Source organism: Streptomyces sp. LHD-70, from assembly GCF_031157275.1.
Taxonomy (GTDB): Bacteria; Actinomycetota; Actinomycetes; order Streptomycetales; family Streptomycetaceae; genus Streptomyces.
This window is the reverse complement of the sequence record NZ_JAVIFW010000009.1, coordinates 339,962-356,067: the sequence shown is the minus strand read 5'-3', so window position 1 is coordinate 356,067 and position 16,106 is coordinate 339,962. Positions and strand designations below refer to the sequence as shown.

17 protein-coding genes are annotated in these 16,106 nt (G+C 70.8%); 5 read left to right on the top strand and 12 right to left on the bottom strand.

The window, feature by feature from the left end:
- Window positions 1–231: 231 nt before the first annotated feature.
- Entirely contained in the window at window positions 232–951 is a 720-nt protein-coding gene (locus tag RCO28_RS20505) for a phosphatase PAP2 family protein (protein WP_308942608.1), read from the top strand.
- A 20-nt stretch (window positions 952–971) separates the two neighbouring features.
- On the opposite strand, the gene RCO28_RS20500 is transcribed toward RCO28_RS20505, so the two are convergent.
- The 4 genes from RCO28_RS20500 to RCO28_RS20485 all read right to left on the bottom strand — a co-directional run bounded on the left by RCO28_RS20500 (window position 972) and on the right by RCO28_RS20485 (window position 3,912).
- Entirely contained in the window at window positions 972–1,403 is a 432-nt protein-coding gene (locus RCO28_RS20500) for a class F sortase (RefSeq protein ID WP_308942607.1), read from the bottom strand.
- Window positions 1,404–1,525: 122 nt separating this feature from the next.
- Window positions 1,526–1,786: a hypothetical protein gene (locus tag RCO28_RS20495; protein WP_308942606.1), complete on the bottom strand. Its 261-nt coding sequence runs from the start codon at window positions 1,784–1,786 to the stop codon at window positions 1,526–1,528.
- A 231-nt stretch (window positions 1,787–2,017) separates the two neighbouring features.
- Complete coding sequence (locus RCO28_RS20490) at window positions 2,018–3,604, bottom strand: FAD-binding oxidoreductase (protein WP_374991206.1); 1,587 nt, start codon at window positions 3,602–3,604, stop codon at window positions 2,018–2,020.
- 143 nt (window positions 3,605–3,747) lie between these two features.
- Window positions 3,748–3,912 (bottom strand): hypothetical protein, encoded by a 165-nt coding sequence (locus RCO28_RS20485; protein ID WP_308942604.1) that lies wholly within the window; start codon window positions 3,910–3,912, stop codon window positions 3,748–3,750.
- Window positions 3,913–4,087: 175 nt separating this feature from the next.
- Between RCO28_RS20485 and RCO28_RS20480 the strand changes: the two genes are divergently transcribed.
- Window positions 4,088–4,969, top strand: coding sequence for a hypothetical protein (locus RCO28_RS20480; protein ID WP_308942603.1), 882 nt, complete (start codon window positions 4,088–4,090; stop codon window positions 4,967–4,969).
- 127 nt (window positions 4,970–5,096) lie between these two features.
- A complete protein-coding gene (locus RCO28_RS20475; protein WP_308942602.1) occupies window positions 5,097–5,288 on the top strand; it encodes a hypothetical protein in 192 nt (63 codons plus the stop codon).
- Between the two features lie 3 nt (window positions 5,289–5,291).
- Here RCO28_RS20475 and RCO28_RS20470 read toward each other — a convergent pair whose 3' ends face one another.
- Entirely contained in the window at window positions 5,292–5,681 is a 390-nt protein-coding gene (locus RCO28_RS20470; protein ID WP_308942601.1) for a metal-sensitive transcriptional regulator, read from the bottom strand.
- Window positions 5,682–5,910: 229 nt separating this feature from the next.
- On the opposite strand from RCO28_RS20470, the gene RCO28_RS20465 reads away from it, so the two are divergent.
- Together RCO28_RS20465 and RCO28_RS20460 are read left to right on the top strand one after the other, a co-directional pair.
- The gene (locus tag RCO28_RS20465) at window positions 5,911–6,531 is read left to right on the top strand and encodes a DUF47 domain-containing protein (protein WP_282539790.1); all 621 of its coding nucleotides are present in this window, start codon (window positions 5,911–5,913) and stop codon (window positions 6,529–6,531) included.
- Window positions 6,532–6,538: 7 nt separating this feature from the next.
- Window positions 6,539–7,537, top strand: coding sequence for an anion permease (locus RCO28_RS20460; protein WP_308942600.1), 999 nt, complete (start codon window positions 6,539–6,541; stop codon window positions 7,535–7,537).
- Between the two features lie 150 nt (window positions 7,538–7,687).
- Here RCO28_RS20460 and pstB read toward each other — a convergent pair whose 3' ends face one another.
- The 7 genes from pstB to RCO28_RS20425 all read right to left on the bottom strand — a co-directional run bounded on the left by pstB (window position 7,688) and on the right by RCO28_RS20425 (window position 16,022).
- On the bottom strand, window positions 7,688–8,464 hold the full coding sequence (gene pstB, locus RCO28_RS20455; RefSeq protein WP_282539788.1) for a phosphate ABC transporter ATP-binding protein PstB: 777 nt from the start codon (window positions 8,462–8,464) through the stop codon (window positions 7,688–7,690).
- Between the two features lie 46 nt (window positions 8,465–8,510).
- Window positions 8,511–9,575, bottom strand: coding sequence for a phosphate ABC transporter permease PstA (gene pstA / locus RCO28_RS20450; RefSeq protein ID WP_308942599.1), 1,065 nt, complete (start codon window positions 9,573–9,575; stop codon window positions 8,511–8,513).
- Complete coding sequence (pstC, locus tag RCO28_RS20445) at window positions 9,572–10,573, bottom strand: phosphate ABC transporter permease subunit PstC (RefSeq protein ID WP_308942598.1); 1,002 nt, start codon at window positions 10,571–10,573, stop codon at window positions 9,572–9,574. Before pstC ends, pstA begins: the two co-directional genes overlap by 4 nt.
- Window positions 10,574–10,688: 115 nt before the next feature.
- Window positions 10,689–11,810 (bottom strand): phosphate ABC transporter substrate-binding protein PstS, encoded by a 1,122-nt coding sequence (gene pstS / locus RCO28_RS20440; RefSeq protein ID WP_308942597.1) that lies wholly within the window; start codon window positions 11,808–11,810, stop codon window positions 10,689–10,691.
- A gap of 381 nt (window positions 11,811–12,191) precedes the next feature.
- Complete coding sequence (locus tag RCO28_RS20435; protein ID WP_308942596.1) at window positions 12,192–12,617, bottom strand: NUDIX hydrolase; 426 nt, start codon at window positions 12,615–12,617, stop codon at window positions 12,192–12,194.
- Window positions 12,614–13,633: a CHAD domain-containing protein gene (locus RCO28_RS20430; RefSeq protein WP_374991205.1), complete on the bottom strand. Its 1,020-nt coding sequence runs from the start codon at window positions 13,631–13,633 to the stop codon at window positions 12,614–12,616. Before RCO28_RS20430 ends, RCO28_RS20435 begins: the two co-directional genes overlap by 4 nt.
- 43 nt (window positions 13,634–13,676) lie before the next feature.
- Window positions 13,677–16,022 carry an RNA degradosome polyphosphate kinase gene (locus RCO28_RS20425; RefSeq protein WP_374991201.1) on the bottom strand — a complete coding sequence of 782 codons (2,346 nt, stop codon included), beginning with the start codon at window positions 16,020–16,022 and terminating at the stop codon, window positions 13,677–13,679.
- Window positions 16,023–16,106: the final 84 nt, after the last annotated feature.

Genomic DNA, 16,106 nt, shown 5'->3' with positions numbered 1-16,106 from the left:
CGATAACGTCTGGGTGATCTTTCGGTGGACCGTGGAACGTAGACGGGGGAACCAGTCGTTCCCTTGAACGCGAGAACCACGTAGCAGCAAGCACAAGCAGCAAGCGGCACGGCAGCAACACCGCAGCAGCGCAGTACCGCAGCAGCACTGACCAGCTCTGAGGCACGGGGGTTGAGCAGGGCACGCGCAAGGAGCGCGCCCGTCGGCACTAGGACAAGGGGTCACGGCACCATGGCTGGACCAGAGGCTGGACCAGGGACCTCAGGGTCGAACCCCGACGTGGGCCTGCTCTACGAACTCAACGGCGTCGCCAAGGACGCCCCCGCCTGGGCCGACCGGCTGGTCGGCTTCGTCGGGGAGTACGGACTGCTGCTTGCCCTGGTGCTGCTCGTCCTCTGGTGCTGGCGCACGGTGCGGCGCGGTCCGGACGCCGAGACCTCCGTCGCCGCCCTGGTCTGGGCCCCGCTCGCCGCGGGCCTCGCGGTGCTCGTCAACGTACCGATCCGGGACTTCGTGGAGCGGCGTCGTCCGTTCCTCGACCATGACGGGCTCCAGGTCCTCGTCGACGGCAAGACCGACTTCTCGTTCGTCAGCGACCACGCCACGCTCGCGATGGCGCTCGGCGTCGGCCTGTTCGTCGCGCACCGGGGGCTCGGCCTGATCGGCATCGGGCTCGCGCTGCTCGAAGGGGTCTGCCGGGTCTACATGGGCGTGCACTACCCGACGGACGTCATCGGCGGCTTCGCGCTGGGCACCGCCGTCACCCTGCTCCTCGCCCCGCTCGCGATGGCCCTCCTGACCCCGCTCACCAAGGCGATCTCCCGTGCGCCGAGGGCGAGTTGGCTCGTACGGGCACGGGGCCGCGGCCCTGTCGTGGCGGACGCGGTCGGCCTGCCGGGCCCGCGTACGGAACCCTCGGCGGACTCGGACGAGAACGACCTCGCGGCGTAGGGGGGCGCCTCCCCCTGGGTTCAGCCGCCGCCAGGTTCCTCCCGTACGGCGCTGATCACGAGGTTCCAGGTGCAGCGGCCGTCGCCGTCCGGCGGGCCGGTGCAGAGGATCAGGCGCAACTGCGTATCCCCTGCGGGCTCGTAGACCTTCCGCGCCCGGAACTGCGGAGTCCGGTACTTGTGCACGGACGTCACCCGGAACCGCACCCACCGGCCGTCCCCGCTGTTCGTCTCCACTCGGTCACCCGGCGCGAGCCGGGCGGCCCTCCGGGCGTTCTCGGCCCCGGGCACCGCGATCGCGCCGCCCGCCTCGGGGCCGAGCGGCAGCACCTCCGCGTCCACCCCGACCGTGGGCGCGCGCAGGCGGTACGGCGCCGGAGCGGTCCCCTGCCGGGTGGCGCGGGCACCGGTCAGATCCGCCAACGACGCCGAGACCGCCGAGCGCACCGACACGTCGAGCCACGGGAACTGATGCAGCAGCAGCGCGGCCAGGGCGCACAGGGCGGAGGCGCCGAACAGCGCGCGAACCGCGGTACGCGGGCACCGCCCCGTCCGTCGTGTCCCGCCGCGCGGCTTCAGCTGGGGCCGTCCTCGGAGTTGTCGGCCCGCTCCGCGCGGCGTCTGCGCAGCAGCGCGATCCCGAACACGCCCGCCCCGGCCGCGACCGCGGCGGAGCCGATCGCCAGCGGCCCCGCCTCGGGGTGCTCCGCCTCGGCGGCGTAGGGGACGGTGTGCTGCTCGACCGCCAGTGCCGGGGGAGCGGCGACGGCCAGGAGGAGGGCCGCGGAGGCGAGGGTGCCGAGGACGGCTATTCGGGGTGGTGTCTTTCCGGTCATGGGTTCCTGCCCTGAGTCGGTCCGGGTGGACCTTCGAGTCCGCCCGGGATGGAACTTCAGGGCAACGCCGTCGCGCGCAACCGGCCAGCCGGGGAGGGCCGTCCGGGCGGTGCCTGCGCTCGTACGGCCTTCTCGGGTTGCGGAGGGGAAGAGGCCGGTCCTGCGGTCAGGAGGGCCGGGCCTGCGGTCAGAGGGCCGGGGGTCAGAGCGCCTGGGTCAGAGGACCCGCGGTCAGAGGGCCTGCGGGAAGGAGAAGAGCCGCTCCGGGTCGTACCGCCCCTTCAGCTTCTTCAGGCGTCCGGCGGCCGGGCCGTAGTACGCGGTGCGCCAGTCCTTCAGGGACGGGTCGGTGTAGTTCTGGTACGCCGCGCCGGACGCGTACGGACGCATCGCCGTGTGGGTGCCGTCGAGCCAGGCGCGGGAAGCGGTGCCCGAGGTGCCGGCCCGCCAGGCGCCGACGTACTGGGCGAGCATCCGCTCGCGTCGGTGCACGAAGGCCGTCGCCGTCGGGTCGACCCGGTTGACGGCGCCGCCGAGCGCGGTCAGGGCCACGCTGCCGGGGCCGCCCGCGACCTTCTCGACCCGGGTGAGCAGGGCCCGTACACCGGCATCGGAGAGTGAGCGGGAGTAGAAGTCCGAGCGTGCCGCGTAGGTCTCGCGGCCGAGCGCGCCCGCCGTGTCCCGGCCCGGGGTGGAGCCCGGCAGATGACACAGCGCGTCATCACTGAAACCCGCGCAGCCCGCGTACACCTCCATCGCGTCGAGGTACGAGCGCCGCTTCAGGGAGACGTTGGAGGCGGAGCCGGGACCGCCGGGGCCGTCGGCGAGACGGTCGACGGCGTTCTGCAGCTCGCCGTAGGTTCCCATCGAGAACACCGCGAGCGAGATCGTCGGGCCGCCGCCCGGCGCGGCGGCCAGGTGCAGGGACGACCAGATCTCGTCGGGCTGGTCGGGGCCCCACTCCTGCCAGGCCTTGAGCAGGGCGGTCGCCTTCCGCCAGGGCCAGGTCAGATAGCCGGTGACGCCCTGCGGCGCCGGATGCGTACGGAACTCAAGGTCGGTGACGACGCCGAAGTTGCCGTTGCCCGCGCCGCGCAACGCCCAGAACAGGTCTGCGTTTTCGTCGGTCCCGTCGGCGGAGCAGACAAGACGGCGGCCGTCGGCGGTGATGACGGTGGCCCGGGTGAGGCTGTCGCAGGTGAGGCCGTACGCCCGCGAGGTGACGCCGTGGCCGCCGCCGAGGGTGAGTCCGGAGACGCCTACGGAGGGGCAGGAGCCCGCGGGCACGGTCACGCCCTTCGCGGCCAACGGCCGGTAGACGTCGATGAGTTTGGCGCCCGCGCCGACGGTCGCCGAACCCGCGGAGGCGCGCACCGACTTCAGCAGGGACACGTCGAGGATCAGACGCCCGTCCCCGGAGGACCAACCCGCGTACGAATGGCCGCCGTTGCGTATGGATATCGGCGTCCTGCTCTTCCGCGCGAACTCGAGGGCGGTACGGATGTCGTCCTCGTGCGCGACATAGGCGACCGCGGCGGGCTTCAGGGCGTCGAAGCGGGTGTTGTAGAGCTGGCGGGCCGAGGGCCAGTCGGCGTCGCCGGGGCGGACGAGTTCGCCGTCGAGGCCCCTGGCGAACGCGGTCCAGGCCGGGCCGGTCGGGCGCTTCGAGGCCGCGCCCGTGCCCGTGGCCATGCTGGTGGTGGTGCCCGCCGGGCCGCTCGGCGCCTTGCCGTTGCCGCCCGCGCCGGTGCTGCACGCGCTCGCGCCCGCGCCCAACGCGAGGGCCGCGCCTGCCGTGATGACCCCGCGCCGCCCGATGTCCTTGGTGCTCGTGGTGCGCGTGGTGCGCGTGGTGCGCGTGTTGCTCGTGGTGCCCGTCCTGCGGTCCATGTCGCCTCGCCTCCCGCAGGACGAGACGAGGGCCGGGGCGGCCGGGTTCCACCCGGACAGGCAAGGGGTGCTCAGGGGCGGGCCAGGTGCTCCTCGGCGTCCGAACGCGCCTTGGACCGGGCCCGTCTCGCCGGTCCGCGCCAGCCGCAACTGCACCGCGCCGCGCAGAAGCGGCCCTGTTCGACGGTGGCGGTGCGGTGTTCGGCGTCCTCGGCCGGGTCCTGTTGCGCTGACACCCGGCCACCGTAGCGGGCCGAGGTGAACACCCGGATCGGACCGCGGGGGCCCCGGGGGCGTGCGGGGCGTGCGGGGTGGCTTGCGGCGGTGGTGCGTGACGGGTTGCGGCAGCCGTCGTTAGGCGGAACGAGAAGGGGGGCCGTGGGACGGCCCAGTGTTGGGGGTAGGCAGGCGATGGTGCAGCAGCACAGGCGCGGAGGCGGCTCTGCCGTCACCGCCGTGGCGGGCGGGGCCCTGGCTTCCCTGGTGTTGGTCACGACGGGGTGTTCCGGCGGCGGTGCCGCGGCCGAGGACCAGCAGGCCGCCGACCCGGTGGACACCGTGCACCGCGCGGTCGAGGCCCTGCGCTCCGCGGGCAGCGCCAAGGCGCGTACGTCGATGGAGATGGCCAGCGGTGGCACCCGCGTCACCATCCGTGGCGAGGGCGTGTACGACTTCGAGAAGCCGCTCGGCCGCCTCAAGGTGATGCTGCCCCAGGACCCGGCCGGCGTCGACGAGCACCGTCCGATCACCGAACTCCTCACCCCCGGCGCCCTCTATATGAAGAACCGCGGCGCGGGCGTGCCCGCCGACAAGTGGGTGCGCATCGACACCGCGGGCCTCGCCGACGGCAACCTCGTCACCGGCGGCGCCACCGACCCGCTGGCCGCCGCCGAGCTGCTGCTCGGCGCGAGCGCTGTCTCGTACGTGGGGGAGACCCGGCTCGCGGGCGTGCCCGTGCGGCACTACCGCGGTACGACCGAGATCGGGCGGGCGGCCGAGCGGGCCTCCGGCGCCAACCGGAAGGTGCTGCGCGCGGCGGCGAAAGGGTTCTCCGAGGACACGGTGCCGTTCGACGCGTACCTCGACGAGCAGGGCCGGCTGCGGAAGATCCGGCACCGGTTCAGCTTCGCCAACGACGTACGCGCCGACGGCGTACGGGCGGAGGGGGCGGCGGCGCAGGGCGGGGACGTGATGGTCGCCTCGACGACGCTGCTCTCCGACTTCGGCACCGCCGTCAAGGCCGAACTGCCCGCCGCCGAGGACATCTTCGCCGGGAAGATCGCCGGCTCGTAACGTCTCGCGCGCCCCGAAAGTGCCCGGACCGGGGGGCGAGTTCACGTCGCAAATAGCCCGTCCGTGCCATGCGCGTTGCGTAGGCCGCTCCCTACTCTGGGAAGTCGGTGACGGCAAGGAAGAGGTGATGCGCGTGGCTCCGACGATCGGCAAGACGGCCAGGACGGCGGTTCACGATCACGTCGCCCTCGCCGAGATCGAGCTCTGCGGCGAGTTGATCATCGCCGCGTCCATGGCGGACGAGGAGCGGCTCAGCACCGACCGGATCGACGAGGTGCTGAGGGTGGCCGAGGCGGAGGAGCCCCGCGGCCGCCCGTGAACGTCAGGTGCGCAGCAGCCGGGCGATGGCCTTCGTCGCTTCCTCGACCTTCGCGTCGATCTCCTCGCCGCCCTTGACCGCGCCCTGAGCGGAGCTCTCAATTGCTGCAGTCGCGACGCAGTGGCGCAGGTGCTCCTCAAGGAGCTGGAGGGCGAAGGACTGCAGGGCCTTTGTACTGGCGGAGACCTGGGTAAGTATGTCGATGCAGTAGACGTCCTCTTCGACCATGCGCTGCAGGCCGCGGATCTGGCCCTCGATGCGGCGCAGTCGTTTGAGGTGCTCGTCCTTCTGTTTGTGGTAGCCGTGCACACCGCGGTCGTGGTCGGTGAGCTGGGTCTCCGCGTCAGCGGAGGGTGCCGTGCTCGCCGCCGCGCCGGCCTCGGTGGTCGTCATCGCGTCCTCCTGGTGGTCCTGCCGTCGTGAAGGCCGTGGTGGAGCTCTTGTCCCCTAAGGGTCCATATACCCCTGGTGGGTATATGGTACCGGATATTTCGGGTCCCCGCCGGGCCCCGTGCGGAGGACTCTTCTCGATGGGCGACACTGGAGGACGGCCGGTTAGCCGTGGCCGGATGATGCCTCTAGCATCAGCCTGACCGAATCCAAAGCACCCCGAGGACCCCACGTGCGCTTTCGTCTGACCCCCAGGGAGACGAGCTTCTACGACATGTTCTCCGCATCCGCGGACAACATCGTCACGGGCTCCAAGCTCCTGATGGAACTGCTCGGGGCGGACACCTCCGCCCGGGCCGAGATCGCAGAGCGGATGCGGGCCGCGGAGCACGCCGGAGACGACGCGACGCACGCGATCTTCCACCAGCTGAACTCCTCGTTCATCACGCCGTTCGACCGCGAGGACATCTACAACCTCGCCTCGTCCCTCGACGACATCATGGACTTCATGGAGGAGGCCGTCGACCTCGTCGTCCTCTACCAGGTCGAGGAGCTCCCCAAGGGTGTCGAGCAGCAGATCGAGGTGCTCGCCCGCGCCGCCGAGCTGACCGCCGAGGCCATGCCGCACCTGCGGACCATGGAGAACCTCACGGAGTACTGGATCGAGGTCAACCGCCTGGAGAACCAGGCCGACCAGATCCACCGCAAGCTGCTCGCCCACCTCTTCAACGGCAAGTACGACGCCATGGAGGTGCTGAAGCTGAAGCAGATCGTGGACGTTCTGGAGGAGGCGGCCGACGCGTTCGAGCACGTCGCCAACACCGTGGAGACCATCGCGGTCAAGGAGTCCTGACCCCTCCATGGACACCTTCGCTTTGATCGTGACCATCGGCGTCGCGCTCGGATTCACGTACACCAACGGCTTTCACGACTCCGCGAACGCCATCGCGACCTCCGTCTCCACGCGTGCGCTGACGCCGCGTGCGGCGCTCGCGATGGCCGCGGTGATGAACCTCGCCGGCGCCTTCCTGGGCAGCGGCGTCGCCAAGACCGTCAGTGAGGGGATCATCGAGACCCCGCACGGCGACAAGGGCATGTGGATCCTCTTCGCCGCCCTCATCGGCGCGATCGTCTGGAACCTCATCACCTGGTACTTCGGACTGCCCTCCTCCTCGTCGCACGCGCTCTTCGGCGGCATGGTCGGCGCGGCGCTCGCGGGCGGCATCGGCGTCATCTGGTCCGGGGTGGTCGACAAGATCGTCATCCCGATGTTCCTCTCCCCGCTGGTCGGCCTCATCGCCGGTTACCTGGTGATGTGCGCGATCATGTGGATGTTCCGCAAGTCCAACCCGCACAAGGCCAAGCGCGGATTCCGGATCGCGCAGACCGTCTCGGCGGCCGGCATGGCTCTCGGTCACGGTCTGCAGGACGCCCAGAAGACGATGGGCATCGTGGTGATGGCCCTCGTCATCTCCGATGTGCAGAGCGCCGACGCGCCGATCCCGGTGTGGGTCAAGGTCGCCTGTGCGGTGATGCTCTCCGCCGGTACGTACGCGGGTGGCTGGCGCATCATGCGGACCCTCGGCCGCAAGATCATCGAGCTGGACCCGCCGCAGGGCTTCGCGGCCGAGACCACCGGCGCGGGCATCATGTTCACGACCGCGTTCATGTTCCACGCGCCGATCTCCACCACCCACGTGATCACTTCCGCGATCATGGGCGTCGGTGCGACGAAGCGGGTGAACGCTGTCCGCTGGGGGGTCGCCAAGAACATCATCCTCGGCTGGTTTATCACGATGCCGGCGGCGGCCCTTGTCGCCGCGCTCACCTTCTGGATCGTGAACCTGGCGCTCCTGTAACTGCAGGTTCCGCAAGCCTGTAACCGCAGTCCCGCAAGCCTGTCACCGCAGGTCCCGCAAGCGAAATGGGCCCGCACCCCCGAGGGGGTGCGGGCCCTTGCTGTGCGGTGGCACCGCCATGCAGCACCGCACAGCAGTCGAGGGGAAGGCCTAGCCGAAGCGCCCCGAGATGTAGTCCTCGGTCGCCTGGACGGACGGGTTGGAGAAGATCCGCTCCGTCTCGTCGATCTCGACCAGCTTGCCGGGCTGGCCGACGGCCGCCAGGTTGAAGAACGCCGTGCGGTCGGAGACGCGGGCGGCCTGCTGCATGTTGTGCGTCACGATGACGATCGTGAAGCGCTCCTTCAGCTCGCCGATCAGGTCCTCGATGGCGAGGGTCGAGATCGGGTCGAGCGCCGAGCAGGGCTCGTCCATGAGCAGCACCTGCGGCTCGACCGCGATGGCGCGGGCGATGCAGAGCCGCTGCTGCTGACCGCCGGAGAGGCCCGAACCGGGCTTGTTGAGGCGGTCCTTGACCTCGTTCCAGAGGTTGGCGCCCTTGAGGGACTTCTCCACGATCTCGGCCAGCTCGGCCTTCTTGTACGAGCCGTTGAGCCGCAGGCCCGCCGCCACGTTGTCGAAGATCGACATGGTGGGGAAGGGGTTCGGGCGCTGGAAGACCATGCCGACGGTGCGGCGGACGTTCACCGGGTCGATGCCGGAGGCGTACAGGTCGTCGCCGTCCAGGAGGACCTTGCCCTCGACGCGGCCGCCGGGGGTGACCTCGTGCATGCGGTTGAGGGTGCGCAGGAACGTCGACTTGCCGCAGCCGGAGGGGCCGATGAAGGCCGTCACCGAGCGGGGCTCGACGGTCATCGAGATGTCTTCGATCGCCTTGTGGGATCCGTAGTAGGCGGTGAGACCGCTTACGTCGATTCGCTTGGCCATGGGGATCACTACTTTCGAGAGGGTCGCTTGTCGCTGAGAAGCCGCGTCAGCGGCCCGTCTTCGGGGCCTTCCAGCGGGCGATGCCGCGGGCCACGAGGTTGAGGATCATGATGAAGCCGATGAGGGCGAGCGCCGCTGCCCAGGCGCGGTCGTACGAGGCCTCGGAGCCGGCCGCGTACTGCTGGTAGATGTACAGCGGCAGCGAGCCCTGGGCGCCGTCGAACGGGTTGCTGTTGATGAACGGGTTCACCCACACCAGGAGCAGCACCGGGGCGGTCTCACCGGCGATACGGGCGACGGCCAGCATGACGCCGGTCGTGATGCCGCCGATCGCGGTGGGCAGGACCACCTTGAGGATCGTGCGCCACTTCGGTACGCCGAGGGCGAGCGAGGCCTCGCGCAGCTCGTTCGGGACGAGCTTGAGCATCTCCTCGGTGGAGCGGACGACCACCGGCATCATCAGGATCGACAGCGCCATGGCGCCGGCCCAGCCGGAGAAGTCGAAGCCCAGGATCAGGATCCAGAAGCTGAGGACGAACAGACCCGCGACGATTGACGGGATGCCCGTCATGACGTCGACGAAGAAGGTGACGGCCTTCGCGAGCTTGCCGCGGCCGTACTCGACCAGGTAGATCGCGGTCAGGAGGCCGATCGGCACGGCGATCAGGGAGGCCAGGGCGACCTGCTGGAGCGTACCGATGATGGCGTGGTTGATGCCGCCACCCGGGTCCTGGTCGGCGACGACGCCCATGGAGTGCGAGAGGAAGTACGGGCTGAAGACCTTGCTGCCGCGCTCCACGGTCTCCCAGATCAGGGAGGTGAGCGGGATCACCGCGAGCAGGAACGTCGTCCACACCATCGAGGTGGCGAAGCGGTCCTTGGCCTGGCGCCTGCCCTCCACCACGGCGGCGAGGACGTACGACGCGACCACGAAGAGGACCGCGGCGATCAGGCCCCACTGGACGCGGCTGTCCAGGCCGGCGCCGAGGCCGACGCCCACGGCAGCCGCGGCCGAGCCGAGTGCGACCAGCGGGGAGGCCCAGCGGGGCAGGCGGGGTGCGCGCAGGGTGTCGGGCGTGACGGCCTGGGCGGTGGGTGCGTTGGTGCTCATGCGTTGGCCCCCGAGTACTCCTTGCGGCGGGCGATGATCATGCGGGCCGCGCCGTTGACCAGCAGGGTGATGAGGAACAGGACCAGACCGGAGGCGATCAGGGCGTCCCGTCCGTACTCACTGGCCTCGTTGAACTTGCTGGCGATGTTCTGCGCGAACGTGCCGCCGCCCGGGTCGAGCAGCGAGGCGCCGATCACGAAGCTCGGGGAGAGCACCGTGGCGACGGCGATGGTCTCGCCGAGCGCGCGGCCGAGGCCCAGCATCGAGGCGCTGATGATGCCGGAGCGGCCGAAGGGGAGCACCGACATCCGGATGACTTCCCAGCGGGTCGCGCCGAGGGCCAGGGCGGCCTCCTCGTGCATCTTCGGCGCCTGGAGGAAGACCTCGCGGCTGACGTTGGTGATGATCGGCAGGATCATGATCGCGAGCAGGATGCCCACGGTCATCAGGGAGCGCGGGGCGCCGCCCTGGTAGGCGAGGATCCCGGTCCAGCCGAGGACCGAGTCGAGCCAGGTGTAGAAGCCGGTGAGGTTGGGCGCGAGGACGAGGGCGCCCCACAGGCCGTAGACGATCGAGGGCACCGCGGCGAGCAGGTCGATCACGTACGCGATCGGGCCGGCCAGCTTGCGGGGCGCGTAGTGCGAGATGAACAGCGCGATCCCGACGGCGACCGGAACGGCGATCACCAGCGCGATGATCGAGCTCACGACGGTGCCGAAGGCGAGGACCGCGATGCCGAACTTCGGCGGGATCGCGTTGGCGTCCCACTCGAAGGTGGTCAGGAAGTTCCCCGTGTTGTCCGAGAGCGCGAGCGTGGCCCGGTAGGTCAGGAAGGCCGCGATGGCGGCCATGATCACGAGGAGCAGGATGCCCGAGCCACGGGAGAGGCCGAGGAAGATCCGGTCACCCGGTCGGGTCGCACCGCGGGAGGCGCGCTTCTGCTCGGTGGTGACGGGGGGTGGGGGTGGGGCTGTCTCTGTCTGCGTAGCTATATCCATGAGGATTCTCCGGTCTGCGGAGCCTTGGTACGGGGTGGCCGTACGCGGGGCTCCTGGCGGCGGTGCACCGGACGGTGCGGCCCGGCTCGGCACTGCGAGCCGGGCCGCACTCGGGTCAGCTCAGACCCGCGACGGTCTCGCGGACCTTGGTGATGATCTCGTCGGGGATCGGCGCGTAGTCGTTGTCCTTCAGGACCTTCTGGCCGTCCTCGCTGGAGATGTAGTTGAGGAAGGACTTGGTGGTGGCGAGGGTCTCCGCCTTGTTGCCCTTGTCGCAGACGATCTCGTACGTGACCAGGGTGATCGGGTACGCACCCTCGGCCTGCGGCTTGTAGTTCAGCTCCAGGGCGAGGTCCTTGCCCTTGCCGGTGACCTTGGCCTCGGCGATCGCCTTGGAGGCGTTGTCGACGGTGGCCTTCACCGGCTCCTTGGCCTCGGTCTTCAGGTCGACGGTCTTGATGCCCTCGCCGTAGGAGAGCTCGAAGTAGGAGATGGCGCCGGGCACCTGCTTGACCTGGCTGGAGACGCCGGAGGAGCCGCTGGCGGACTGGCCGCCCTTGGCCTCCCAGGTCTTGCCGGGCTCGTGCGGCCAGGCGTCGGGGGCGGCGCCCTTGAGGTACTTGGTGAAGTTGTCCGTGGTGCCGGACTCGTCCGAGCGGTGGAAGGCCTGGACCTTGGTGTTCGGGAGCTTGGCGTCCGGGTTCAGCTTCTTGATCGCCGGGTCGTCCCAGGTCTTGATCTTGTCGTTGAAGATGTCGGCCAGGGTCTTCGCGTCCAGGACGAGGTTGTCCACGCCGGGGACGTTGTAGCCGACGGCGATCGGGCCGCCGACCATCGGCAGGTCGATGGCCTGGCCGCCCTTGCAGATCTTCTTCGACTTCTCGATCTCGCCCGGCTCCAGCGGCGAGTCCGAGCCCGCGAAGGCCGTCTGGCCCTGCAGGAACGCGGTGATGCCCGCGCCGGAACCGGTCGGGTTGTACTGGACCTGGACGCCCTGGCAGGCCTGGGCGTACGCCTTGGTCCACGCGTCGATGGCGTTCTTCTGTGCGGACGAGCCGGAGGCCGCGAGCTGGCCCTTGGCGTCGTCGCACTTGATGTTGGCGGCGTTCGTCTGCTTGCCGCCGGTGCCAGCGGTGCTGCCGGTCTCGTCGGAGCCGCACGCCGTGAGGGCCAGGGCGCCGGAGACGGCGAGAGCACCGAGAGCGAGGGCCCGCCGGTTCTTGCGCTGAAGCTTCACTTCGGGAGTTCCTTCCAGGAGCCGCGCCGGAGGTGGGACGGCGTGCGGAGTCGTTTCGTTCATGTGCCTCTGCGGGACGGCCGCGATGACCGCGCCACGCGTCGCGCAAGTCCGAAATTAGGCAGGACAGGTGAAGCGGCCGAACGGCGAGAGTGAACGGGGGGTGAACCTCGGAGGGCGGTGCGGTTAGGTCACGGCGGGGTTACGTGTGCTGTGGTCGTTCGGCACCCCCAGGGGGCTCCGCCCCCGGGCCCCCGGCTCCTCAAACGCCGGAGGGGCTTTCCTTGCCCGTCGTTCGGCTTGCGCGTCGTCGTGGTTGCTCGCGCCCCGCGGCGGAGCCGCAAATGTCACAGCCCCGCGCCCCTATCGGGGCAGCCCCGGTTACGGGAAGGGGCGGGGCTGGGGAAGAAGGGCCAGCCACGCGTCCACCAGTTCCCGGTCCCGTACCTGCGTGAGGCGGGCACGGGCCTCGTCCGGGGGGAGCCAGACCGCCGCGTCCACCTCGGAGTTGGGGACGAAGGCGCCCGGGCCCGCTTCCGCCGCCCAGTAGTGGACCCGCTTGGGGCGGCCCCGTACGACGTAGTGCGCTGTGGGCAGGGGCGGGCCCGGGGTGCACGTCGAGCCCGTCTCCTCGCGTACCTCGCGCACCGCCGCCGCCAAGGCGTCCTCGCCGGCCTTCAGCTTGCCCTTGGGGTGGGACCAGTCGTCGTACTTCGGCCGGTGGACCAGGCACACCTGAAGCCCGGAGGGCGACTGCCGCCACAGCACGCAGCCCGCCGCGAGGATCGGGGGCGGGGCCGGGGTCATGGGGTGCTCACGGCGCGGTCCGCAGAAGCGTTTCGGCGCCAGACCGCCTGGAAGGCGAAGCGGGCCGCCTCCACGTCGTGGCGCTGGTCGGCGTGGAGCACGCCGAGTGCGTACGCCGTGGCCGGGGCGATGCGCGGGGTGCGGGCGGCGGAGGCCGCGGCCGTGGCGGCCTCGGCGGCGTCGCGGTGGCGGTCGAGCGCCTGGCCCGCGCCGATCAGGCGGACGTCGTGGCCGGGTTCGAGTCCGAGGGCCTCCTGGGCGTACCGGTGCAGCCGGAGCAGCAGCCGTACCTGGTGCCAGGGCGTGTCCTGGGACTCGGGGGCGGCGTCGGTGCCGAGGCCGTGCAGGAGCGCCTCGGCGTTGTACGGATGCCCGGCCCGTACGAGCGGAAGGGCCGCCACCGCCTCGTTCAGGCGGGCCTCGACGTCCGCCGCGAACGGCGCGAGCGGGTGGCCGGACGCGTCCCGGCGCAGCGGCACCTCGCTGGCGAGCACGGCGACCGCGTCCGCGACCGCGTGGAAGCGGGACGAGCCGAGCGCCTGCAGGGCCGTGGAGTGGGCGCGGGTCCTGGCCAGGGTGAGCTGACGCTCGACCAGCGCGCCCGCCTTGGCCGCGCCGACGGTCAGGCCGCCGTTCTGGGTGGGTACGGCGGGGCCGCGCCCCGCGACCGGGCCCGCCGGGGAGAGCCGGTGCAGGGCGCCGATGAGCCGGTCGAGGCGGGCCGCGTAGGCGTGCTCGCGCGCCAACGTGCCGGAGAGCCAGGCGAGTTCGGCGCGCAGCTGGTCCGACCACTCGGCGTCGAGCAGCGGCCGGAAGGTGTGCAGGGTGCCGCTGATCCTGCGGGCCGCGGCGCGCAGGGCGAGGGCGGGTTCGGCGGCCTCCTCCGTACTGCTCTCCCGGTGCTGGCGCAGGGCGCGCAGGAATTCCGTGGCCTGCGCGCGTAGATAGCGCGCGAGCACCTCCCCGGCCACGGGTGCCCCGGCCATATGGCCCCCGGCCACATGGGTCCCGGCCATATGGGTCCCGGCCACGGGTGCCCCGGCCACGGGGGTGTCGCTGTCAGGGTGTCGCTGAGCCACGCCGGCGCCTCCGGGCGTCAATGAGCATCTCCTGTACGTTCCGTAGCGGCTGGCCCTCCGGGTCGAGAGCCTGCCGGGTCCAGTCGCCGTCCGGGCCGAGGTGCCAGGAGGCGGTGGAGTCGGACATGCCGGTCTCCAGAAGGCGGTTGAGGGCCGCGCGGTGGGCCGGGTCCGTGACCCTGACCAGTGCCTCGATACGGCGGTCGAGGTTGCGGTGCATCATGTCGGCGCTGCCGATCCACACCTCGGGTTCGCCGCCGTTGCCGAAGGCGAACACCCGGGAGTGCTCGAGGAAGCGGCCGAGGACGGACCGGACCCGGATGTTCTCCGAGAGCCCGGTCACGCCGGGGCGGATCGCGCAGATCCCGCGGACCCAGATGTCGACCGGCACGCCCGCCGTCGAGGCCCGGTAGAGCGCGTCGATGACGGCCTCGTCGACCATCGAGTTGACCTTGATGCGGACATGGGCGGGGCGGCCCGCGCGGTGGTGCTGGACTTCCTTCTCGATCCGGGAGATCAGTCCGTCGCGCAGGGACCTGGGGGCGACCAGGAGGCGGCGGTAGGTCTCGCGGCGCGAGTAGCCGGAGAGCCGGTTGAAGAGGTCGGAGAGGTCCGCGCCGACCTGCTGGTCGGCGGTGAGCAGCCCGAGGTCCTCGTACAGGCGGGCCGTCTTCGGGTGGTAGTTGCCGGTGCCGACGTGGCTGTAGCGGCGCAGCGTCTCGCCCTCCTGGCGGACCACGAGCGACAGCTTGCAGTGCGTCTTCAGGCCGACGAGCCCGTACACGACATGGCAGCCTGCCTCCTCCAGCTTGCGGGCCCACTTGATGTTGGCCTGCTCGTCGAAGCGGGCCTTGATCTCGACCAGGACGAGGACCTGCTTGCCGGACTCGGCGGCGTCGATGAGGGCGTCCACTATCGGGGAGTCGCCCGAAGTCCGGTACAGGGTCTGCTTGATGGCGAGGACGTCCGGGTCGGCGGCGGCCTGTTCCAGGAAGGCCTGTACGGAGGTGGAGAACGAGTCGTACGGGTGGTGCAGGAGTACGTCGCGTTCGCGCAGGGCCGCGAAGATGTCGGGCGCGGAGGCCGATTCGACCTCGGCGAGGTCGCGGTGGGTGCCCGCGACGAACTTCGGGTACTTCAGCTCGGGCCGGTCGAGGCTCGCTATGCCGAAGAGGCCGGTGAGGTCGAGCGGCCCCGGCAGCGGGTAGACCTCGGCCTCGGAGATCTTCAGCTCGCGGATCAGCAGGTCGAGGATGTGGCGGTCGATGGACTCCTCGACCTCCAGGCGCACGGGCGGGCCGAAGCGGCGCCGCATGAGCTCCTTCTCCAGGGCCTTGAGGAGGTTCTCGGCGTCGTCCTCCTCCACCTCCAGATCCTCGTTCCTGGTGACCCGGAACATGTGGTGGGCCTCCACCTCCATGCCGGGGAACAGCTCCTCGAGGTGGGCGGGCGCGGCGATGACGTCCTCGACGGGCACGTACCGGCCGGGCGAGGCCTCCAGGAAGCGGCTGAGCAGCGGCGGGACCTTGACGCGGGCGAAGTGCCGGTGACCGCTGACCGGGTTGCGCACGACGACGGCCAGGTTCAGGGAGAGGCCCGAGATGTACGGGAAGGGGTGCGCCGGGTCGACGGCCAGCGGGGTCAGCACGGGGAAGATCCGCTGCCGGAACAGGGTGAAGAGGCGGGCCTGTTCCTTCTCGGTGAGCTCGGCCCAGCGGAAGATGCCGATGCCCTCGTCGGCGAGGGATGGCGCCACGTCGTCCTGGAAGCAGGCGGCGTGCCGGGCCATGAGCTCGCGGGTGCGGGTCCAGATCAGGTCCAGGACCTCGCGGGGCTGCAGTCCGGAGGCGGAGCGGGTGGCGACGCCGGTGGCGATACGGCGCTTCAGTCCGGCCACGCGGACCATGAAGAACTCGTCCAGGTTGGACGCGAAGATCGCCAGGAAGTTGGCGCGCTCCAGGAGCGGGGTGTGCGGGTCCTCGGCGAGTTCGAGCACCCGCTCGTTGAAGGCGAGCCAGCTGCGCTCCCGGTCCAGGAACCGCCCCTGCGGCAGCTCGGCGCCGGCCCCGCTCTCGACGTACCTCTCGTACCCCTCGTACGTGTCGAGGTCGGCGTCGATGTCCGGTTCGAGGTCGGAGACGGCGGCGGCGACGGTGTGCGGGCGGTGGGCCGCGATGGAACCGACGGAGGGCTGGGCGTGCTGAGCAGCTGCCTGGGCGCTGGGCTGGTTCATGAAGCCATTCTTCCGCGTACCGGCGGTTCCAGGCGCGCCGAATAGTCCCGCTCTGGGGGACGGAATCTCGGGATCGGGTACGGCCGGCTGCATTCCGTGAGCCTGGCAAGGCTGCCTGAACCGTTGGTTACGGCGACATGACGTGCGGGACATCGGCGGGCGTCCCCGCGGCGACCG